The sequence below is a fragment of the Pedobacter steynii genome, from assembly GCF_900103665.1.
In the GTDB taxonomy this organism is placed as follows: domain Bacteria; phylum Bacteroidota; class Bacteroidia; order Sphingobacteriales; family Sphingobacteriaceae; genus Pedobacter; species Pedobacter steynii.
Genome location: NZ_FNGY01000002.1, coordinates 171,724 through 193,004, shown reverse-complemented (window position 1 = coordinate 193,004; position 21,281 = coordinate 171,724). Strand labels below are relative to the sequence as shown.

Annotated in this window: 18 protein-coding genes; 5 read left to right on the top strand and 13 right to left on the bottom strand. The window is 43.5% G+C overall.

All coding sequences use genetic code 11. The features are described 5' to 3' along the window. Entirely contained in the window at window positions 1–1,203 is a 1,203-nt protein-coding gene (locus tag BLQ87_RS05175) for a di-heme oxidoredictase family protein (protein WP_083361691.1), read from the bottom strand. Between the two features lie 223 nt (window positions 1,204–1,426). Here BLQ87_RS05175 and BLQ87_RS05170 point away from each other — a divergent pair, with 223 nt between their 5' ends. Beyond that, on the top strand, window positions 1,427–2,470 hold the full coding sequence (locus tag BLQ87_RS05170; protein ID WP_074605093.1) for a hypothetical protein: 1,044 nt from the start codon (window positions 1,427–1,429) through the stop codon (window positions 2,468–2,470). Here BLQ87_RS05170 and BLQ87_RS05165 read toward each other — a convergent pair. Beyond that, window positions 2,448–2,669 carry a hypothetical protein gene (locus tag BLQ87_RS05165; RefSeq protein ID WP_074605092.1) on the bottom strand — a complete coding sequence of 74 codons (222 nt, stop codon included), beginning with the start codon at window positions 2,667–2,669 and terminating at the stop codon, window positions 2,448–2,450. The genes BLQ87_RS05170 and BLQ87_RS05165 overlap by 23 nt on opposite strands. Before the next feature lie 217 nt (window positions 2,670–2,886). Between BLQ87_RS05165 and BLQ87_RS05160 the strand changes: the two genes are divergently transcribed. After that, window positions 2,887–4,719, top strand: coding sequence for a M60 family metallopeptidase (locus tag BLQ87_RS05160; protein ID WP_074605091.1), 1,833 nt, complete (start codon window positions 2,887–2,889; stop codon window positions 4,717–4,719). A 174-nt stretch (window positions 4,720–4,893) separates the two neighbouring features. Here BLQ87_RS05160 and BLQ87_RS05155 read toward each other — a convergent pair whose 3' ends face one another. The 5 genes from BLQ87_RS05155 to BLQ87_RS05135 all read right to left on the bottom strand — a co-directional run bounded on the left by BLQ87_RS05155 (window position 4,894) and on the right by BLQ87_RS05135 (window position 11,061). Then, entirely contained in the window at window positions 4,894–5,079 is a 186-nt protein-coding gene (locus BLQ87_RS05155) for an MBL fold metallo-hydrolase (protein ID WP_074605090.1), read from the bottom strand. A 231-nt stretch (window positions 5,080–5,310) separates the two neighbouring features. Continuing rightward, complete coding sequence (locus BLQ87_RS05150) at window positions 5,311–5,583, bottom strand: hypothetical protein (RefSeq protein WP_074605089.1); 273 nt, start codon at window positions 5,581–5,583, stop codon at window positions 5,311–5,313. Window positions 5,584–5,635: 52 nt separating this feature from the next. Next, window positions 5,636–7,846 (bottom strand): beta-N-acetylhexosaminidase, encoded by a 2,211-nt coding sequence (locus tag BLQ87_RS05145; protein WP_074605088.1) that lies wholly within the window; start codon window positions 7,844–7,846, stop codon window positions 5,636–5,638. Window positions 7,847–8,001: 155 nt separating this feature from the next. Continuing rightward, on the bottom strand, window positions 8,002–10,137 hold the full coding sequence (locus BLQ87_RS05140; RefSeq protein ID WP_074605087.1) for an ATP-binding protein: 2,136 nt from the start codon (window positions 10,135–10,137) through the stop codon (window positions 8,002–8,004). A 123-nt stretch (window positions 10,138–10,260) separates the two neighbouring features. Further along, complete coding sequence (locus tag BLQ87_RS05135) at window positions 10,261–11,061, bottom strand: hypothetical protein (protein ID WP_083361690.1); 801 nt, start codon at window positions 11,059–11,061, stop codon at window positions 10,261–10,263. A gap of 87 nt (window positions 11,062–11,148) precedes the next feature. Here BLQ87_RS05135 and BLQ87_RS05130 point away from each other — a divergent pair, with 87 nt between their 5' ends. Continuing rightward, window positions 11,149–11,637: a GNAT family N-acetyltransferase gene (locus BLQ87_RS05130; RefSeq protein WP_074605086.1), complete on the top strand. Its 489-nt coding sequence runs from the start codon at window positions 11,149–11,151 to the stop codon at window positions 11,635–11,637. After that, window positions 11,637–12,113: a MarR family winged helix-turn-helix transcriptional regulator gene (locus BLQ87_RS05125; protein WP_074605085.1), complete on the top strand. Its 477-nt coding sequence runs from the start codon at window positions 11,637–11,639 to the stop codon at window positions 12,111–12,113. The genes BLQ87_RS05130 and BLQ87_RS05125 overlap by 1 nt, the downstream gene beginning before the upstream one ends. Before the next feature lie 15 nt (window positions 12,114–12,128). Here BLQ87_RS05125 and BLQ87_RS05120 read toward each other — a convergent pair whose 3' ends face one another. The 5 genes from BLQ87_RS05120 to pepE are packed head-to-tail and all read right to left on the bottom strand — an operon-like array spanning window position 12,129 to window position 16,524. Then, on the bottom strand, window positions 12,129–13,307 hold the full coding sequence (locus tag BLQ87_RS05120; RefSeq protein WP_074605084.1) for an NRAMP family divalent metal transporter: 1,179 nt from the start codon (window positions 13,305–13,307) through the stop codon (window positions 12,129–12,131). After that, entirely contained in the window at window positions 13,304–14,104 is an 801-nt protein-coding gene (locus BLQ87_RS05115) for a LamB/YcsF family protein (protein WP_074605083.1), read from the bottom strand. Before BLQ87_RS05115 ends, BLQ87_RS05120 begins: the two co-directional genes overlap by 4 nt. Further along, entirely contained in the window at window positions 14,097–15,062 is a 966-nt protein-coding gene (locus tag BLQ87_RS05110; RefSeq protein ID WP_074605082.1) for a 5-oxoprolinase subunit C family protein, read from the bottom strand. Before BLQ87_RS05110 ends, BLQ87_RS05115 begins: the two co-directional genes overlap by 8 nt. Then, window positions 15,052–15,762: a 5-oxoprolinase subunit PxpB gene (gene pxpB / locus BLQ87_RS05105; protein ID WP_074605081.1), complete on the bottom strand. Its 711-nt coding sequence runs from the start codon at window positions 15,760–15,762 to the stop codon at window positions 15,052–15,054. The genes BLQ87_RS05110 and pxpB overlap by 11 nt, the downstream gene beginning before the upstream one ends. Window positions 15,763–15,819: 57 nt before the next feature. Next, window positions 15,820–16,524, bottom strand: coding sequence for a dipeptidase PepE (gene pepE, locus BLQ87_RS05100; RefSeq protein ID WP_245723795.1), 705 nt, complete (start codon window positions 16,522–16,524; stop codon window positions 15,820–15,822). A 160-nt stretch (window positions 16,525–16,684) separates the two neighbouring features. On the opposite strand from pepE, the gene BLQ87_RS05095 reads away from it, so the two are divergent. After that, on the top strand, window positions 16,685–17,488 hold the full coding sequence (locus BLQ87_RS05095; protein WP_074605080.1) for a glycoside hydrolase family 16 protein: 804 nt from the start codon (window positions 16,685–16,687) through the stop codon (window positions 17,486–17,488). Window positions 17,489–17,562: 74 nt separating this feature from the next. On the opposite strand, the gene purL is transcribed toward BLQ87_RS05095, so the two are convergent. After that, window positions 17,563–21,228 (bottom strand): phosphoribosylformylglycinamidine synthase, encoded by a 3,666-nt coding sequence (gene purL / locus BLQ87_RS05090; RefSeq protein ID WP_074605617.1) that lies wholly within the window; start codon window positions 21,226–21,228, stop codon window positions 17,563–17,565. Between the last annotated feature and the right edge of the window lie 53 nt (window positions 21,229–21,281).

The window sequence follows — 21,281 nt, the reverse complement described above, 5'->3', positions numbered from 1 at the left end:
TTACAGTGATTTTAAGAACTTAAGAATGGCCTTTTTATCTGCATCCGAAAGTTTAACGAATTCATCTTTAGCACGACTGGCTTCTCCGCCATGGAGCAATATCGCCTCCTCAATACTTTTGGCCCTCCCATCGTGCATCAGATGGTAAGTTCCGCCTTGTGAGTTTGGAGAAAGCCCCAGGCCCCATAATGGCGGAGTTCGCCATTCAAAGGTCTTGGCGGAGCCCTCTGTATAACCATCGTCTAAACCGGTTCCCATATCGTGTAATAACAAATCGGTATAGGGATGAAAAACCTGGTGTGACAATGCTTCAACTGTCGAAAATCCTGTTTTTAAATCCGGCCGATGGCAGCCTGCGCAATTGATCTGATCAAAGATGAGCCGTCCTTTTTGTATTGCCGCATCATTCGGATTGCGTGGTATCGGGGCTTTAAGTGTCTGCAAATAAAACACCACATTGTTTACCGTTTGCGTGGAGATTTCCGGATCAATAACCAGCCGGCTATAGGCATCAACGGGGTCAAAACTGGAAGTAATTCCGATATCCTGATTGTAAGCATTAACCGTTTGATGGAGCAGGTTATAAGCCGCTGCCTTTTTACCGAAACGATGAATATATTTTCCATTTTTTGGAATTGCATGGCCAAAAGGAATGACATAAGCGGGCAAAATTGCATAATTCGGAACCCCGGAGATGCCATCATTATTGAGGTCATCAGGATCAGACATTGCCAAAAGGTCCTCGTCTGCAACCAATTCAAGAAAGCCCAAACCTGTATTTGCCGGAGGCGTAAACCTGGAAAAGGTAGCCCCCTGGGGAACCTGTTCGGGCATAAAACCTGGTATCGCTCTGTTTTGCAGTTGCGGGCCTCCTTGTTCTAAAAATTTATTGCCAGATTCATCTGTCTGCCCAAAACGGGTAAGCGTAGTAAAAGGGTGTCCTTTTCCATCACCCGCATGACAGCTGCCACAACTCGTGGCCACAAAAGCAGGGCCAAGGCCCTTTTCCGGAGTAAAAATCTCATCATTAAAAGCAACGTCTCCCAATAGAAACCTTTGACTTTGTTCATAATTCAGGCCTGCCACAGGCCCATCCAGTAATTGATCATCTGCGGGTGCAGGTGGTAAGATCTTTTCACAGGACACCATCATCATTGCGCTGACAAAGATGGAAGTACATAAAATAAATGGTCTGGTTGGCATTTTGGTTGTTTGATTATTCTACAAATCTAATTATATAGTTAGACTTTCAAAATATTAATGTTAGATAAATCTAACTATTACCAAAAGACAACCCTTAAATACGTTTTACAGGATAAAAATCAGGAACCGGCACCAGGAACCAGCATCAGGGATTCGGATAATATCAGGCAGTTATAGAGAAATTAACTAAAGAAAATACTACATTGAATTACAAAATCTGACAATGGAACCTACAGACGTAAAAATATCCCGTAAGAAACCGGTGTTCCCGGTCTCCGCTGCTTTACAGAAATACCTGAAAAGCTACCAGCGGGATTCCAAACTTCCGATCACTTATAATGATTTGCTGATGTTTAATGAGTCTTATCCCATTATGGATAAAAATGGAAAAGACACGCTCTGGGAAGGGCCAATATATCCTTCCGATCAGCTGGAAAACCTGCACAATGGTTTAAAGGTGATTTATGCCAATCTAAAGGCGTCCGGAAACCTGCGCATCGTTCAGCATAAGTACATCGATAAGATTGAATATTGCACTTTTGGGAATACCCATCCTTTCCGGATTAGGATTGTAAACCGCTTAAATGATGTGTACGACTATTTTTATGTTAAAAAAGCGGATGCTTCCAGAATTTACGGACTCGAGATGGAAGAGATCCTCTCTCCCAACCAGGTTAATTATTTGGTAGACCGGGAAACACTGATTGAAGAGCATATTGCCGGAATACCTGGTGATGTTTTTGCGAAAACGTATCTGTATAACCCGGAATATAACCAGACCCGCATTGCCAAAGAGTTTGTGAAATTTAACGAACGTTGCCTGGTGATGTTACTTGGCGATATGAGGGCTTACAATTTTGTGGTACAGATCACACCTGATTTCGATGATATTCAATTCAAGATCAGGGCTATTGATTTTGATCAGCAGTTTTACGAGGGAAACGTAAAAGTATATTTACCTCAGTTTTTCAAGGAGAATTACCCTTATGTAAAGCTGTGTATGGAAGAACTTACGGATAAGACCTTCCTGCAATATCAGCAGGAAGAAAAATCGTCAATACTACATCGTGTACGGAGTGAAAGACACCGGCTGGCTGATTTAAGAGATGTATCTAACGCGGATGTCTTAACGACTGTAGAAAATACAAACACTTTGAAAATAGGCATGGCGGAACATTTCGCAGATCCGAATTACCTGGAATGTAAGACCATGACAGACATTATTGAGTTGAATGTTAAAAATATCATCCGGCAGGTAAAGCTGTAATCAGCTTTGTAATTTCGGCTACACAAACGTTTGCGTAATCCGCAGTCCAAATCCCATTGTAAACACCTGATATTCTGCCAAAAAGCAAATTCAAAAGACTACAAAAACATTTATCAGAAACGTTTGTTTTTGTAGCCAGATCATGACTGATGAAGCCCAATTCCATCATTCCTGTTACTTTTCTGATTTCTCTTCCCATTCGTATCTAACTGATGATCAATCGATCATGCAAACGTTTGCGCTGAGCTTTACCCAAATGTTTAAGCACATTATTTGTACATTTTATTAGCATTAACCATGCTATACCTAAAAACTCAGAAATGAGTAAAGACCTTAAAATGACCATTTAAACCAGAAGTATGAAATAAGGGCAACCTATTAACCATTAAAACCTAACCTAATCAATCCCAACCAACATGAACTTAAAATTTCTAAACTTACTCAGTGCCATCATCGTGTGCATGGTGCTTTCCAGTGGATGCAAACAGCAAAAAATACTCCCCGAACAAAACGTTACTGCCCATGATAAAACAGCGGCTAACAGCAATAATCCCAATATCAACACGACCATTGGAACCAACATTCAGGTTTTTAATGAATTAAAATCAGGTACAGCTGAAGGCACCCGCCTGAACATCACCCCCTGGTCTGATTTCGACGCAACCGGTTTTTATTTAGCACCAAATGCAACCTTGCAAGTAAGCGTGGAGCAACTCACCGGAACGGCAAAACCAAAGATCCTGATCGGTACATATTCCAGATATGAAGTAAAAAACAATCCCCAGGAGTTTTCTTTAACCACTGGAACGAACAACATCACCGCCGATCAATATGGAGGCCTGATCTGGGTTCGTTTTGGCACCTCAGGCACCCCCTCATCCAGTGCAAGGATCACTTTTGTAAGCGGTCATCAAAGGGTGCCGGTGTATATTAAAAATCAGACCACTCCTACCGACTGGGCCAATCAGCTATCTACTTATACCAGTTCACCTGATGTCGTACTTATGGGAGACCGTGTTTATCAGGTATATTCCAGAACAAGGGCGGTAAATACACAAACCCAGGACAACAATTATGTGCTGAGCAAAGCCGATCAGACGATGGAAGTAGAAGATGCGTTTAGTGGAATGGATGGTTCTGCACCTCAACATCAGCTAAATGTCAATCAGCGCATGCTGATGACCGAGAACGATGGTTCAGGCTGGATGTTTGCCACCTGGTACCGAACGGCTTATGTTACCGCAGCAGCACCTGCTGCATTTACCGCTACCATTGGCACGGTTGATGGCTGGGGTCCATGGCATGAGCTGGGGCACATGCACCAGCAAGGTGCCTGGAAATGGAGTACCCTGGGTGAGGTGACCGTGAATATATATAGTCTGGCTGTGGAACGTGCCATGGGTGTCAGTCCCTCGAGGCTTAAACGCGACAATGTATGGCCCGCTGTTGCGACTTACCTGGCCAATACCAGTCCGTCCAAAGATTTCAACAGCAATACCATTATGACCAATGGCACCTGGGTAAGGCTGGCGATGTTCCATCAGCTATGGATGGCTTTCGGCGACAATTTTTACAGAGACCTGCACAAAATCACCCGGGTTGAGCTGCCCAATGTGAGCACTGACGCCGAAAAAATGCGCTACTTTATGCTCAAATCCTGTAGCGTATCCGGCCGTAACCTGACCAATTTCTTCCGGAAATGGGGTTTTCAGGTAAACGAAAGTGTGTACACTGAAATTGCAGGCTTAGGGCTGCCTCAGCCACTCGTAGAGCCAAGTACTTTAAGTGAAGACAATACCGGCATTGAATCAGGCGCAACTTATAAACTCATCTCTGCAGTAAACAATACCAGTCTGGTTGATGTTTCCGGAAGTGGTACCGCCAATGGTACACTCGTTGCACTTTGGAGCAATAACAGCCCCAGTACGCTGAACCAGCAGTGGAAAGTAACCAGTATTGGCAGCGGCTATTATAAATTACAACCTCTGCATGCCCTGACTAAAGTAATGGATGTTACCGGGGGAGTCAGTACCAATGGCACACAGATTCAGCTTTATAATGATGCAGGCACAAATGGACAAAAATGGCTGATCAAAGATGTAGGAGCAGGTTATTACAGCCTTGTTCCTGCCTGTGCACCGCTATCGCAATTGGATGTAAACGGGGGATTTACTGCCGGAGGAACCAAAATTCAAATATGGACCGCCAGTACAGGGAACTCACAAAAATTCAAATTTGTAAAGCAATAAGTTAAAGCCCTCTTATTTCGGTTAAAATGGAAAAGCATCAGGATATCCTGGTGTTTTTTTTATCCAAGAACAGAAAGGCTCCATCCTCAGGGACAAAGCACCTTTCAGACAGGCTTCGTGCTGCAAAAGCAGCTTTTATAAAAGCCCTTGATTCGCTGGCATGGCTTACCGCCCCTAGATGAACGACGTAAATTTTTTAAGATCCAGGGCTGCTTTTACTTCGTCACACCAAATCGTATCTCCGGCGATATACACCATTTCCTGCTCGTGACGGATCACATAACCGGAAACAATACCCATCATTTTCCCTATTTCTCCGACACCATCTTGTCCGCCTGTGCGGCCTGATTTCGATCTCATTCCAGATGAGGCTTTCTTCGATCACCTGTACATTGGTAAATCCTGCCTGATAGATCGCCTCCGCATCTGCAGGCTGACAAAGTAAGGGCATCTGAAGTTCATTATCAGATTTCAGAAAAAGGAAGAGCGATGGGCCCTGCACTGACGGCGCTGGAACTATGGGCCAATGAATATGCAGCTGATGAGGTAAAATCCTTCAGGAAGATAAGAAAAAGAAATACAATGGATAATTTATTTGTAGGAGGAAGGCCTGACAGGCTTAATCACTTCTCCTTTTTTATTTAACAAAATCTGGATCTTCGTGTTTTTAACCCGGCCGGTTTGGCACTTTCCTTTTGAGGATCCGATTTCAGCAAATCTTTGTCCTGATTTGTTGATATATCCGATCTCATAACCACCATCCCAAGACCAGTATTCAGCAGTCATTGTCCGTTTTCCAGCAAGTGTATCTTCTGCGGTAACGACACTGAAGAGCGTCATTACCGAGATCATTAACATTTTCATAAAGTTAAAGTTATCAATTATTTAAATCAGACAGACTGATTTCTTTTCACCCTTAATTTTTTCTGATCATGACCACACCATTGCTGTCGTTACTAACGTCTCCCCGTACTTTTGCTTTGATACTGAAAGCGGCGCCGGTTTCATAGTTACTGATCTGAAACTTGTACTCATTGTCTTTCTTTGTTCCACCGGTAAATCCTTCATGTACATCTTCTGCGATCTTCTGCCCGTTCTTAAAGATCTCCACACTCTGGATATCCAATCTCGATGTTCCTTCGGTAAACCAGAACGAAAGCGTATAAGATCCGTTTGCGCTGATCTTTCCGGAGCCGTTCATTTCGAAAACAGCGAAGTCTTTTCCTTTTACTTTTGAAGGGCTCCAGTCTGCCACAAATTCCCCGTATTTCTTAAACTTCTCATATTTCTCAGGGAAGTATAGCGGAAGAGAGTACTGGTTGCTGTTCATCACTGTAATTGCATAAAAATCATTCAGTTTGGCAACTGTTACAGCTCCGTTGTATACCGCAGAATGAACATTTGGAAGTGTTCCATCGGTTGTATACCTGATTTCTGCACCCTTTACGGTATTTTCCAGCTTTAGGGTATATCCCTGATCTCCTTTTTCATTACTGATCAGTTTAGGCTGAGGCAAACGATAGCCATAACCAGCCTGATCGTAACGGTTGTAATGTGTGCTCAGGCGCTGCTCAAAAGCAGTCCACCTTTGTCTTGCTACCGGTGTCCAGCATACTTCTGCCAATGCCGACATCCTTGGAAACGTCAGGTAATCAAAATATTTTTCGGAACGATCCTCATTAATCTGCGGAAGCTCCTGAAGTATCGTTCCATGGATAAACTGGTCCGACCATAAGGTCGCAGATGCACCTAAGATCAGCGGGCGGTATTTTTCGTCCATACCTTTCAGCATTGGGTTCAATTGATAGACCTTTTCCAAAGAAATTGGCGGAAGCCATCCGGCCGCTTTAATTTCTCCGGGAATACTACTTTCCGCAACATCAAAATAGCAATATCCGGTCAGCGACATCACCGAATAATGTCCTGCTTCGGCAGCCTTAAATGCTTTTTTCTCATCGTGCCAAACCATTCCTACTGCTTTCTCTTTTAAGCCATCTTCAATGATTTCATCCCAGCCAACAATGGTCTTTCCATATTTCTTAACCATCGTTTGTACCCTTTGGTTAAAGTATACCTGCAATTCCTTTTCTGTTTTCAATCCCAGTTCTTTCTTTTTCTTCTGACAATGCGGACATTCTTTCCAGCGGTCATAAACCGCTTCATCACCACCTATATGAATATATTTAGAAGGGAATATGGCGAACGTTTCTTTAAATACGTCTGCTAAAAAATCAAAGGTCGATTCTCTGCCCACACAATAGATGTCTTTGCTGATGAAATGCTGAGCCGGAACTTCGTGTTGTTCTCCTGTACAAGCCAAAAACGGGTAAGCAGCGATAGAGGCCAGCGCATGTGCCGGCAATTCAATTTCCGGAATGATGTCTACGTTTCTTAATGTCGCATAAGCCACCATTTCCTTCATGTCTTCCTGGGTATAATAACCTCCTGTCCTTTCGGGTCCCACTCCTCTCCAGGCTCCTATTGAAGTCAGCTTTGGATATTTTTTAATTTCCATACGCCATCCTGCATCATCGGTCAGGTGCAGGTGCAGGGTATTCATTTTATACATGGCCATCATATCGATGAACCTCAATACATAATCCTTTCCGAAAAAATAACGGGACACATCCAGCATCATTCCCCTCCAGGGATAAAGCGGGGCATCTTCGATTAAAACACCTTTAACCTGCCAGTTCATAGATTTCTGGCGTTGTTTATTATAGATTTCTACGGGCAGCATCTGCAAAAGCGTCTGGATGCCATAAAAAACACCGGCACTGCTCTGACCGTTGATCTGGATCAGGTCTTTATTCACACTTAAACGATAGCTTTCCTTATTGGCAGAACCCGAGTTTCCGGTCCTCAAAACAATTCCTTTGGTTGCGGTCTTCGCTTCTTCGAGTATAAAGTCAAAACCTGTAGCCGGAGATAATGCTGCAGCCAGCAATTCTGCCTGAGGCTTCAGGCCCTTTTCAAAAGAGATTTTAGTTTGTGCCCTGATCACAAACGGGCTTCCCCGCTCTTCTACTTTTTCAGGAAGTGGAATAATGTTCAGTTGTGCCAAAACCGGAGCGCTTACAAATAGTACTGCAGCCATTAACAGGAACCCATGGAGTTTATTTTTCATCACCTTCTTTGTTATCGTCAATCACAATTTTAGTGAAATAATAACCAAAAACAGCGAATGAAAAAATGTGGATCAGTACACAAACGATTGCATTCCGCATTTCAATCGTTTGCGTAATTTTACAATTACTGATCGGGAGGCTTAAAAAAACAGAATTAACTGATATAATCCAGTATTTTCTCCATCAATTCTGTTTCCGTAAACGGTTTAATGATATAATCATTAAGCCCTGCAGAAATATAACGGTCATGTGATTCACTGGTGATCTGTCCGGTGATGGCGATAACCGGCAACTGTGCCTTGGCCGGATCCTCCAGCGCACGGATTCTTCTGGTCAGTTCAATACCATCCATTTCTGGCATCTGGATATCGGTGAGTACCATATCGTAGCGCTTATCCTCCAGGAAGGTTAGCGCTTCCTGTCCGTCATTTGCAGTATCAAAGCTAATTCCCAGTTTCTTAAAGATCATTTTTATGACCAGCAAATTCATTTCTGAATCGTCTACCACGAGGAGGTGAAGGTTTTTGAAACGGTCGCTGTTGATGACCGGAGATTTCTCTCCTGCACGGTCCTCTGTATCTTTCGGGGCAATGGCATAAGGAATTTCCAGGATAAAGGTAGAGCCCTTACCCAGACTGCTTTCTACCGAGATCTTTCCTCTATGCAATTCCACAAGTTTCTTACTGATCGGTAAGCCCAATCCGGAGCCCTTTTGCCAGTCGCTGCGTTTAGAATTGATGACCTGCGAAAATTCATTGAAGATCAAAGGAAGGTTCTCATTTGAAATGCCTATTCCCGTATCTATTACTTTAATTAATAAAGTAGCCTGTTTGTCATCTGCCTTCTTCACACTCACATGGATACTCACTTTTCCTTTATCCGTAAATTTGATGGCGTTGGCCGTCAGGTTCATGACGATTTGTTTCAACCGGTAAGGATCGCCATCCAGTAAAAGGTCGGGAGCTGCCCCCTGTACCAATTCCAGAATTAAGCCTTTCTGATCTGCCAGAACTCTTGCAGTTTCCGCGATTTCTTTCAGAATCCTTTTGTAGCGGAACGATGTTTTTGCCAGGGATAACTTTCCTGTTTCCAATCTTGAAAAATCCAGCACTTCATTTACCGCCGACAATAACATGGAAGAAGAGTTGTCCAGCAGTTTAGACATGGAGCGCTGATCTTCGTTTAGCGGCGTAGACTTCAACTGTTCTGACACCCCTATTATCGCATTTAAAGGCGTTCTCATTTCATGGCTGATGCTGGTAAAGAACCTCGATTTGATGACCACCTGCTCTGCAGCCAGCTGGTTTGCCTTGACCGTCTTATCATAGGCATTATAGAGCTTCCACATCAACAGAATGATGGCGAGGTAAGACAATATACTAATTCCAAAATTGATCTGTCCTGATCTGCCAATGGCCTGAACGGAGCTGTTTGCCCGGTCTTTCAAAGAGGCTTTTTTTGCTTCAGAATTGATGTTCTCTTCATTTCTGTATTCCTGGAACAACTGTTTTATGCTTTGAAATATTCTTTCATTGAGCTTCAAAATAGCCTCTTCCTTCTGGCTTAGCTTTTTGCGGTTATTTTTTAAGTCCTCATATAGATTGGCATAGAAACGCTCAATCCGCTCTAACTGCTTTTTATTATATTCATCTACGTTGGAGGGACCCTGTTCATAGGTCACTTCTGTTTTGAGTGTTTTAACCGAATCTTTATGTTCTTCTTTATTCAGGATGGCGTTTTTCAAGCGCTTAAAGAACTTTTCTTTTTTTACTTCCGGAGAGGCTTTCAGTTGTTCCACCTTGGTTGTTTTTTTCAAGGTAGCCTTAGGAGTAGGTCTTAACTTTGGTACATCTCCGGTGATTTTGAGCAATTCCAGTTCAACGTTGACATTGTTCAGGGAGTCGGTCAGCTTCTTGATTTCGCCGTAAAGCCTCATTTGTCCTTTCTTGCTCTTCAGGTCGCCGACAATATGACCAGAGATATCGCTGCTGTCTTCCACGGTCAGGTCTTGCAGTAAACCAGAGATCAAAAGCACTTCTTTGGTATATTTTTTAAAGTATACGGTATCCCACAAAGTGGTGTACATTCTGAAATTGTTCTCTGCGGTTTGCAGACTCATGGTAATGGTATCCAGTTTGGAGATCTGGCGGCTGTTTCCTTCTAACTCTTTAAGGCTTGACAGCAATACCCGTTGTTCTGATCGCTGAACCACGGAATTACGAAACAGAAAAGCAATAAACAAAAGTATGATTACCGATATAAGGAGAAAAGAACGTTGCTTGTTTTTCATTGATAAGAAAATGGACCTATAAAATTTCTCTAAACCCTATGGGCGTCTAGCTTAGGAAACTCAAAGTTAAACATAATTTACAAGAACGCTAAAACAAGATATTAATTATCGTTCGGTGTGCGCCTAGTGTATCAGATTGTTTACACCACAGAGCATGAAACCGAGCAGTGGTTGACACTTTTCGGCACAAGAGGCATAAAAAGCTCCTTCTTTGCGGTGTCCGGAGGCGGTTTCCTTTCCCCAGAAAAACTCAGCCATGCTGATGGGTTTTAAATGGTGGATTGCTGCATAATTCAATAATTTTGGTGCACAGCAATCGCCGGTTCCGACAGGAATTCCTTTTTCGAGGTAAAAAGCAGCTTCCAATGAGCGTTTTTCGTTCCTGAAATTGTGAATTTCATAAAGGGCATTGAGTTTCGCGAGGATGCCATGAGAAACGATTCTTCTTTCGGCGATCTTCAAATACCATTCTTTGGATTCTTTTGGCAAGGTAGCAATCAGATCTGTCAGAGGATGAATGTCGAGATTTCCAAGCGCTACTTCGGCTACAAAGCGATGTTCATCTACCAATGGAGGAACCCATCCGGAAACATTCCAGACCCCATTGTGCCGGGAAGAAAAAGCACGGAGGATCACTTCTTTCCCTTCTGCATCCTGGCAGACCAGGATGCCAAACATCCTTCCCCTCATCGCAGTATACAATCCATCTGTAGACAAACGCGGATCAGCATCTTCCAGTGCAACATCAAAATCTATCCTCCGGTGTTCCCCAAGCTGGGCCATCAACTCAAGACAATGAGGAATAGCGAGTTCCGATGGTAACTCGTGTATTTCCCCGCAATCTTTACAATAGCCGAAACAGGAAATGGCATCTATATTTTCTTTCCCTTCATTTGTTACCATATGTTCCCTTACACCCGACATTTCAACAAAGATAAGTAAAAAAACAAAATTAGCTTGGATATACGTAGTCAACTACGTAGTTTTGATTAACCATAAAAAAATTGACAAATGGAAGTTCTGATCGTACCCATCAAAAATGAATCCTCGGCAGCAGTGATCGACATCATTCTGCCCATTCAGCAAATAGAGTTTAACGTTCCCATTACTTTAACTGATCAACCCGATTTACTGGACATAGAAAATGCTTACTATAAGACCGGCGGTGGCTTCTGGGGCGCAAAGGTGAATGAAGAACTTGCCGGTACCATTGCCTTATTAAAGTTCGATCATAGTTCGGCTGCGATCAGAAAAATGTTTGTAAAGAAAGACTTCAGAGGAAAAGAGCTGGGCCTGGCGCAACGTCTGTTGGAAACGCTCATTGAATATTGTAAAGACAAGGACATCCAACACCTGTATCTTGGAACGGTTTCTGTATTACAAGCGGCCATGCGCTTTTATGAAAGAAACGGATTTGAGCAAATTGATAAATCTGCACTTCCAAAATTATTCCCATTAATGAATGCGGATAATGTTTTTTATCACCTAACCATTAAATAATGAGTGTTATTGATGAATCTGGTATTCTTGCCATCTCTACAAGGCTCCTTAGATTGAGCGATCAGTTCAGGAAGGATGGGGCATTGATTTATAAGAGTTACGACATAGACTTTGAACCCAAATGGTTTGCTATTATCTATACGCTTCACCACAAAGGTATTTTAGGTGTGGTAGATCTTGCTTCGGAAATCGGATATACGCATCCCTCCACCATCAGCCTGCTCAAAGAACTGGAAAAGCAAAAGCTGATCCGCTCTAAAAAAGATAAAAATGATGAGAGGAAACGCCTGATACAGCTGAGTACCAAAGGCGAAGAACTGATTGTCAGGATGCAACCGGTATGGCAGTTAATGGTCAGCGTCTTTGAAGAGATCACGGATACAGAAAACAACCTGCTCAAAGCCATTACCGAGGTAGAGGAAAAGCTGAAACAGCAGGGTTTTCTACAAAGGGCATTACAGGCGGCGGCTAAGTAAGCATCCGCCTTTTCCTTAGCTGATCATTCCAAACAGCACTTTTCCACTCATGAAGGTCATGATCAACACCACCAATACCCCAAAACAGGTGAGCCAGACCGGATGTTTATAATCCCCTACAATGCGGGTTTTGTAAGCGGCAAAAAGAATCGTGGCCAGCGTAATTGGCAGAATGAATCCATTCACTACTCCGGCAAGAATCAGGAGTTTTATTGGCTTCCCTACCAGGATAAAGATGACCGTCGACACCAGGATAAAAGCAATGATCACTTTGTTCTCATTTTTGGCGATCTTAGGACTGAAAGACTTCACAAAGGAAACGGAAGTATAAGCAGAGCCAATCACAGAAGTTACCGCAGCAGAAAACATCACCAGGCCAAACAGCCGATACCCGATTTCGCCCGCAGCCAGCTGAAAGACAGAAGCTGTTGGATTACCCGCATCGATTGCCAGGCCCTTACTGATCACACCAAGCGAGGCCAAAAACAGGAATATGCGGACCAGAGAGGCTACAGAAATCCCCATCACCGCACTCGTACTCACTTCCTGCAAAGCTTCTTTTCCTTTAATTCCGGCATCCAGCAAACGGTGACCTCCGGAAAAAGTGATGTAACCACCAACTGTACCGCCTACCAAAGTAACAATGGTGACCAGGTCTATCTTTAAGGGAACGAAAGTCCGAAGTGCTGCCTCTCCTACCGGAGGGGCTGAAGTGATGGCAATGTAAATGATAACGATGATCATGATGAAACCCATGACCTGTGCAAAACGGTCCATCGCCTTTCCTGCTTCCCTGATCATGAAAATGGCAATGGCCAGCGCGGCAGAAATTACCGCTCCGGTAGTGACCGAAACGCCCAGTAAAGCCTGAAGTCCCAGTCCCGCACCCGCGATGTTGCCAATGTTAAAAGCCAGTCCGCCTAAAACAATCAGCAGGGAAATGAAGCCTCCCAAACCCGGAAGTAGGATATTTGCAATGTCCTGGGCTCTTTTTTCGGAGACCGCGATCACCCTCCAGATGTTCAGTTGAACACCAATATCGATGATGATGGAAGTGAGGATAACGAATCCAAAGCTGGCGCCTAATGATTGCGTAAAGACCGTAGTCTGTGTTAAAAAGCCCGGACCAATGGCAGAGGTTGCCATTAGAAATGCGGCCCCCATGAGGACACTTCTGTTTTTTATGATCTTCATTCAGCAGAATTATTGGCAATAGAATTGGTTTGATTTGGTGCGGATAAAGTAATTCCTTCCTCCTTAAAAGCAGCATAAATACCTTTGGCAAAGGCTACAGCCGAACGCCCATCTCCATGAATACAAATGGTATCCGCTTTAATGCTTACCGAAGTTCCCTGTTGAGAAAAGACCTGCCCTTCTTTGATCATTTTAATGACCTGAGCGATCGCCAGCTCGTGATCGGTAATCAGGGCATTGGCTTGTTTTCTGGAAGTCAGGCTACCATCCTGCTGATACGTCCGGTCTGCAAAGACCTCATTGGCGACCTGTAATCCGATTGTGGTTCCGGCATGGATCAACGCTGAACCGGACAATCCATATAAAATAAGTTCCGGATCAACCTTATATACTGCTTCTGCTATAGCGATAGCAAGGCCTTTATTTGCCGCGGCCATATTATACAAAGCCCCATGAGGTTTCACATGCTGCATCGACCCGCCTTCGGATTTCACGAAAGCAGCCAAGGCACCGATCTGATAAACCACCATATCGTAAGCTTCTTCCGGACTGATCGCCATCTCTCTTCTGCCGAATCCCTGTAAATCAGGTAATCCCGGATGTGCACCAATAGCAACGCCATGCGTCAGTGCCAGGCGAACGGTCTTTTTCATTACCCCAGGATCGCCTGCATGAAAACCACAGGCAATGTTGGCAGAAGAAACGAAAGGCAATATGGCTTCATCATTTCCGATATCGAAAGCACCAAAGCCTTCTCCCATATCGCAATTCAGATCAGCGGTATAATGGTTAACCATTGACGGGATATTTAAAAGTTAATGTTTGTTTGAGTTGTCTGACTTCCTGTTCCGCAGAAATCAGCAGGGCTTGTGCCTGAGCTAAGGTAATTAATTCAAAGCTTAAAAGATCGCCAGTTTGGAATTGTGCCAGTTTACCGAGATCCACACCGGCCACTTGCAAGATTCTGGGATAACCACCCGTCGTTTGATGATCCGCCATTAAAACAATTGGATTTCCTTCGGCAGTTACCTGGATGGTTCCGAAAGTTACCGCTGAGGATAATAGCTCTTTCTTTTTGTGCAGTTTTAATGGTTCCCCTTCCAGACGGTAACCCATCCGGTCTGCTTCCTTACTGATCTTAAATTTTTCTGTAAGTATTACGGCTATACTTTTTTCATGAAAATCATCAAATTCAGGCCCTTTGACCACTCTGATGACCTCATCCTGTGATCGCTGATACATTTTAGGGCTGAGCGACCAATTGAATCCTAACGGCAGCATAGGTGCTGCAGATTTGAAAAGGATCAGATCTCCTGTTTTTAAAGCCCTGCCCTCCCAACCGCCAAAACCGGCACGAAGGTAAGTAGAATAACTCCCCAATACCTGTGGCAGATCGAAACCTCCATGAACCGTCAGATAAGTACGGCATCCTGAACGGGCCTGACCGAAAGAAAGTACGGCTCCTTTATGAACATATATTGGACGCCACATTGGAACAGGGATACCGTCTACTTCTGCAGAAAGGTCAGCACCGGTAATGGCCATCAGCTGATCTTCTTCAAAAAGAAGCAGAGGCCCCATTAATGTGCATTCTATTCCCGCTTCTCCATCTGTATTTCCAACGAGCATATTGCCTAATTTCAAGGCATGGGCATCCATTGCACCAGCCACGATGATTCCGTCTTTACGATATCCATAACGTCCGGCATCCTGAATGGTCGTTAACAAGCCTGCTTTAAGCACCTTAATCCCCATCTTTAACCCTCCTTATTTTCTTAAACTCTTTTTCGGAAATTGCCACAAAGCGAACTTTATCACCCGCTTTAAGGAATGCAGGGACTTCCCTGTTCAGGTCAAAAAGATCAATCGGACTTCTGCCGATGATCTGCCATCCTCCCGGGGTTTCAATGGGATAGATCCCTGTTTGCTCCCCTGCGATGCCTACCGATCCGGCAGCAATCTTCATTCTTGGGGTATCTTTTCTTGGGGCAGCAATCAATTTGTTCATGCCGCCGAGATAAGGGAAGCCAGGTGCAAAACCGATCATATATACCAGGTATTCCGGGGCAGTATGAAGGGCAATGACTTCTGCAGTACTGATTTTGTTATGACTGGCTACAAAGTCCAGATCCGGCCCCCATTCGCCGCCATATAATACCGGAATTTCCAATATTGGCCCGGATGGAACCTCTTGCTCTTCCAACACTTCATTTGCCATTTCCTGCAGGAGTGGCAGCAATTTAGTGTAGTTGATGACCCAGGGTTCATAATATAGGGTCACCGTAGTAAATGCGGGTACATATTCGATAAAACCTTCAAAGCTATACTCATCAAGGTAAGCACATATGGCGCGTACCCTTGCATTGATGGCAGGGCTGATCTGATCACCAAGCTGGATCACAACTGCCGCATCACCAAGTGGATAGCATTTAAAAGAATTTGTTTTTTGTGTCATTTAAAGATCGCCTCAAAACAAATATAATGATATAATACCCGCGATTTCCGTCCAGGGCTAAAATCTTAATACCGAACCTGGCTCCAGTTCATAAGGTGCCATTCCCTGCCTGAATATACGGGAAGGTTTGTTTCCTGCTGTGGTTACCTGTTCTCCCTGAACGCGGATCCAGCTTCCCTCCCTGAGTCCCACTACAGGAGTATCATTGAAAACATGGAATTCTTTGATCCGGGTTTCTCTGGTTTCCCCGTTATGTGTGCTGTTTGGATCCGGATCCAGATAATGCGCGTTAATATTAAAAGGAACCAGTCCCATCGTAGTAAAATCGGAAGGATATACAATGGGCATATCGTTTGTGTTCTTCATGTTGAGGCCACCGATATTGCTGCCTGCACTCGTACCCAGATAAGGAGTACCCACTTCAACAGCCATCTTCAGATCTTCCATCAGGTTGAGCTGGTGAAGCTGCTGCACCAATAAGAAGGTGTTCCCTCCTCCGGTGAAAAAGCCTTCGGCTTTTTGAATGGCTTCCACAGGATCAGTAAAAGTATGAAGACCGCTTACTTTAATGTTTAAGGAATGAAATACTTCAGTAACCTTCTCTGTATACTCGTCATGGCTGATTCCTCCGGGACGGGCAAAAGGAATAAATATAATTTCAGAAATGTCTTTGAAAAAAGACTTTAATTCGGGCAGGAGATAAGCCAGATATTCTTCTCCAAACAAGGTAGAAGTACTTGCCAGCAGTATATTTTTCATCATCATCATCATCATTATGGATTAATCGTATGCAATATTAAACACTTAGGCGGAGCTATAAAATTTATTCGGCCATTAATTGGTAAAAGTCCGGGTTTCCCTGCACTTGTGTGTAGACATCAGATATGTCTGACAAAATTTATCAACCCTATAATCAACCAAAATGAAAAAAATCTATGTTATGGCAATTCTAGCCATCGTCTTCTTCTCGTGTAAGAAAGGCTCCAATGCTGAAAATGCAGGTCATCCTCAATCAGAAAAAGTAAATTCAAAATCTGCTGTAGTCCCTGTTCCCGGGGCAACCATCATCAATTTCAGTGGCTATACCTGGCAAGTTAAAAATATAACTGATCTTGCTGTGGGTGGTCCCGGACCTAATTATTGGGCCAACAGCAGTGTATGGGTAGATGCACAAGGCCTGCTGCATTTAAGAATCAAAAGAGATCCCGCTACCGGAAGGTGGAATTGCGCTGAGGTCAGTTCGCTCCAGGAGTTTGGCTATGGTTCCTATGTATGGAAAGTGGAAGGCGCGGTAGATCAGCTCGACAAAAACGTAATTTTAGGCTTGTTCAATTATAAAAGCGGCGATGACGGACATCACGAGGTAGACATCGAATTTGCAAGATGGGGCAATTCGGCATGGCCCAATTTCAACTATACGGTCTATCCGGCTTATGGAGATCCTGCAACGCGTAAATTCAATACTTATGAGCTCGCGCTAAACGGCACTTATTCTACCTATAAATTTCAACGAAACAGTCAGAAGGTAACTTACAAAGCTTATCACGGGCACAATGAACTGGAAGGCAATTCCTTTTATCCATGGAGTACTCCGGATTCAGGATTCCCGGTAAGTACAGAAGCTTTGCCTGTTCATATGAATTTATGGTTATTCAATGGCCTGGCACCGTCAAATGCACAGGAAGTGGAAATCATCATCCATTCTTTCCAGTTTACCCCTGCTTAATTTTAGAATTAAAAATCCCCCGGTATGAGAAGAGCAGCCTTTTTGGTGCTGCTCTTTCTTATTCATTTATCTTATTATTTACTGGTATTTTCCAACCATTTTCTCGCATTTACAAAAGCTTCCATCCATGGTGTTACTTCGTCTTTACGTCCCTGAGGATAGTTGGCCCAATGCCATTGGAATAAAGAGCGCTCAATGTGAGGCATCATGACCAGGTGTCTTCCCGACTGATCACATAACATTGCAGTATTGTAATCCGATCCGTTTGGATTTGCAGGATAGCTTTCGTAACCATACTTAGCCACGATACCATACTGATCTTCTGCATAAGGCAACTGGAATTTACCTTCTCCATGAGATACCCATACGCCTAAAGTACTTCCGGCAAGGCTGGATAACATCACTGAATTGTTTTCCTGTATCGTTAATGAAGTGAAAATACTCTCATGCTTCTGACTTTCGTTGTGCAGCATTTTAGGTTTTTCTTCGTGGTCTTTATTGATCAGGCCAAGCTCTACGAAGAGCTGACAACCATTACAGATCCCTACAGAAAGGGTATCTTCACGTTTGAAGAAGTTCTCCAATGCTACCCTTGCTTTTTCATTGTATAAAAATGCACCTGCCCAACCTTTAGCAGAACCCAGTACGTCTGAGTTAGAGAAACCTCCTACCGCACCGATAAACTGAATGTCTTCCAATGTTTCACGACCAGAGATTAAATCCGTCATGTGTACATCTTTTACATCAAAACCGGCAAGGAACATTGCATTGGCCAGTTCACGCTCCGAGTTACTTCCTTTCTCTCTAAGAACCGCAGCTTTAGGCCTAGGTTTAGACGCGTCGATAACCGGCTTTTTACCATCAAACTGTAATGGGAAAGTATAGTTTAAGACATGGTTTTTATAGTTGTCAAATCTTTCTTTAGCTTTAACAGGACCACATTGTTTCTGGTCTAACAGGTAAGAAGTTTTGAACCAGACATCACGTAAATGATCGATATCAAAAGTATGGCTTGTTGCTGAGTTTTTAACCGTTAACGTAGCCTCGCTTTTTACTTCACCAATTTTGTGGTAAGTAACACCTGCTGTATTAAGCAACGCTTCTACACTTGCATCTGCCTGGAATACGATTCCGATATTTTCTGCGAAAAGCACTTTAATCAGGTCTTCATTTCCTAAAGCAGAAAGATCGATTTCCGCACCAAGGTTTCTATCGGCGAAGCAAAGCTCTAATAAAGTAGTGATCAGACCACCACTGCCGATATCATGACCTGCCTGAATTTTTCCTGCTTTGATCAGTTCCTGAATGGTATTAAAAGCGATTTTAAATGCAGCTGCATCTTTCACATCCGGGGTTTCATTGCCAATCCTGTTTAAGGTCTGTGCAAAAGAAGATCCACCAAGTTTATAAGTATCTCCGGAAAGGTTGATGTAATAAACTGATCCGCCGTTTTTCTGAAGTACCGGTTCTACCACTGCGGTAATGTCGTCACAATGACCTCCTGCAGAAATGATTACTGTACCCGGGGCGATTACTTCGCCATCAGGGTATTTTTGTTTCATCGACAGGGAATCTTTACCCGTTGGGATATTAATTCCTAAGTCGATTGCAAATTCCGAACATGCTTTTACCGCTTCATATAAACGTGCATCTTCTCCTTCGTTCTTACAAGCCCACATCCAGTTGGCAGAAAGTGAAACACTCTCCAATCCATCTTTTAAGGGTGCCCATACGATATTTGAAAGTGATTCTGCAATGGAAATGCGGCTTCCTGCTGCTGCGTCGATTAATGCAGATAATGGTGCATGTCCTACGGAAGTAGCGATACCATCTTTTCCCTGATAATCGAGTGCCATGACACCACAGTTATTTAAAGGCAACTGCAATGGTCCTGCGCATTGTTGTTTTGCTACTCTACCACCTACACAACGGTCAACTTTGTTCGTTAACCAGTCTTTGGACGCTACGGCTTCCAGCTGTAAGACCTGCTCCAGGTAAGTATCGATTTTAGTATGATCGTAAGCTACTGCTTCGTATTTCCTGTCGACAGTTTTATCTTCCATCACCACTTTTGGTGAGCTTCCGAACATATCTTTCAATTCCAGGTCCATTGGTTTTAAACCAGTGGTTTTTGAAGCAAATGTAAAACGATGATCGCCTGTTACTTCTCCAACGGTATACATTGGACTACGTTCACGTTCCGCGATTTTCTGTAAAGTATCGATGTGGTCTTTTCCGATCACCAATCCCATACGTTCCTGAGATTCGTTACCTATAATTTCTTTGGCGGAAAGTGTAGGATCGCCAACAGGCAGTTTATCCAGGTCGATCAGACCACCTGTTTCTTCCACAAGTTCAGAAAGACAGTTTAAATGTCCTCCGGCACCATGATCATGAATCGAAACGATCGCATTCACCTCACTTTCTACCATTCCACGAACGGTATTTGCCGCTCTTTTTTGCATCTCCGGATTGGAGCGCTGGATGGCATTCAGCTCAATGCTGGAACCTAAGGCACCTGTATCCGCTGAAGATACTGCTGCACCTCCCATACCGATACGGTAATTTTCACCACCCAGGATCACAATCTGATCTCCTGTTGATGGTTTATGTTTTTGAGCCTGATCAGCCTTGCCATAGCCTACGCCACCTGCAAGCATGATCACTTTATCATATCCTAATTTACGGCCTTCTTCTTCATGTTCGAAGGTCAGTACTGATCCTGTGATCAGGGGTTGTCCGAATTTATTTCCGAAATCAGAAGCACCATTTGATGCTTTGATCAGGATGTCCATTGGGGTTTGATACAACCATTTTCTTTCCTCCACTCCTTTTTCCCAAGGGCGATCTTCGGTTAGTCTGGATAAAGCAGTCATATATACTGCAGTACCTGCAAGAGGCAAGGATCCTTGTCCGCCTGCCAGCCTGTCTCTGATCTCCCCACCTGATCCTGTGGCAGCACCATTAAAAGGTTCAACTGTGGTTGGGAAGTTATGTGTTTCCGCTTTTATAGAAATTACGGAATCAAAATCTTTTAACTGGTAATATTCAGGTACATCTGCTCTTTTAGGTGCAAATTGCTGTACCCTTGGCCCTTTAACAAAGGCCACGTTATCTTTATAGGCAGAAACAATTCCGTTTGGATTTAATTCTGATGTTTTGCGGATGAGTTTAAACAAAGAAGAAGGTTGTTCCTGTCCATCGATCACAAAAGTTCCGTTAAAGATTTTATGACGGCAATGTTCAGAGTTGACCTGAGAAAAACCGAATACTTCTGAATCCGTTAGTTTACGGCCCAGGTTTTCAGCTAATTTATTTAAGTAATCAACTTCTTCTTCACTTAATGATAGTCCTTCCTGTTTGTTGTAAGCTGCAATGTCGCTGATTTCCAGGATTGGCTCCGGCTGAACATTGGTCGTGAATACCTCCTGCCCCAGTCCGTCGTATTTTTGAAACAACATGTGGTCATAATTCGAGGCGTCAGCAGTTGACTGCTCAAACTCTTCAATACGGATAATGCCCTGAAGGTCCATATTCTGGGTAATCTCTACGGCATTGGTACTCCATGGGGTCACCATTGCTGCCCTTGGGCCTACAAAGAATCCACTTAAAGATGTTTCCGATTTAACTTTTGCGCCTCCAAACAGCCAACTTAATTTTGAAATATCAGATGGTGTAAGGCTCCGGTTTATTTGCAAGACATAAATCTTGGCAGATGGGGTTTCGAAGAAAAAGATCATATTCATAAAGTGATGCAAAGATACTTTAAAAAGTAATAATGATGCAATTGAAA

Coding starts and splice junctions, on each gene's coding strand:
- BLQ87_RS05135 (WP_083361690.1), bottom strand. CDS start 11,061: ATGTCGGGTGTAAGGGAACATATGGTAACAAATGAAGGGAAAGAAAAT.
- purL (WP_074605617.1), bottom strand. CDS start 21,228: ATGATCTTTTTCTTCGAAACCCCATCTGCCAAGATTTATGTCTTGCAA.
- BLQ87_RS05150 (WP_074605089.1), bottom strand. CDS start 5,583: ATGAAAATGTTAATGATCTCGGTAATGACGCTCTTCAGTGTCGTTACC.
- BLQ87_RS05165 (WP_074605092.1), bottom strand. CDS start 2,669: ATGGGAAGAGAAATCAGAAAAGTAACAGGAATGATGGAATTGGGCTTC.
- BLQ87_RS05110 (WP_074605082.1), bottom strand. CDS start 15,062: ATGGGGATTAAGGTGCTTAAAGCAGGCTTGTTAACGACCATTCAGGAT.
- BLQ87_RS05170 (WP_074605093.1), top strand. CDS start 1,427: ATGGAACCTACAGACGTAAAAATATCCCGTAAGAAACCGGTGTTCCCG.
- pxpB (WP_074605081.1), bottom strand. CDS start 15,762: ATGACACAAAAAACAAATTCTTTTAAATGCTATCCACTTGGTGATGCG.
- BLQ87_RS05130 (WP_074605086.1), top strand. CDS start 11,149: ATGGAAGTTCTGATCGTACCCATCAAAAATGAATCCTCGGCAGCAGTG.
- BLQ87_RS05125 (WP_074605085.1), top strand. CDS start 11,637: ATGAGTGTTATTGATGAATCTGGTATTCTTGCCATCTCTACAAGGCTC.
- BLQ87_RS05095 (WP_074605080.1), top strand. CDS start 16,685: ATGAAAAAAATCTATGTTATGGCAATTCTAGCCATCGTCTTCTTCTCG.
- pepE (WP_245723795.1), bottom strand. CDS start 16,524: ATGATGAAAAATATACTGCTGGCAAGTACTTCTACCTTGTTTGGAGAA.
- BLQ87_RS05120 (WP_074605084.1), bottom strand. CDS start 13,307: ATGAAGATCATAAAAAACAGAAGTGTCCTCATGGGGGCCGCATTTCTA.
- BLQ87_RS05115 (WP_074605083.1), bottom strand. CDS start 14,104: ATGGTTAACCATTATACCGCTGATCTGAATTGCGATATGGGAGAAGGC.
- BLQ87_RS05160 (WP_074605091.1), top strand. CDS start 2,887: ATGAACTTAAAATTTCTAAACTTACTCAGTGCCATCATCGTGTGCATG.
- BLQ87_RS05175 (WP_083361691.1), bottom strand. CDS start 1,203: ATGCCAACCAGACCATTTATTTTATGTACTTCCATCTTTGTCAGCGCA.
- BLQ87_RS05145 (WP_074605088.1), bottom strand. CDS start 7,846: ATGAAAAATAAACTCCATGGGTTCCTGTTAATGGCTGCAGTACTATTT.
- BLQ87_RS05140 (WP_074605087.1), bottom strand. CDS start 10,137: ATGAAAAACAAGCAACGTTCTTTTCTCCTTATATCGGTAATCATACTT.
- BLQ87_RS05155 (WP_074605090.1), bottom strand. CDS start 5,079: ATGAGATCGAAATCAGGCCGCACAGGCGGACAAGATGGTGTCGGAGAA.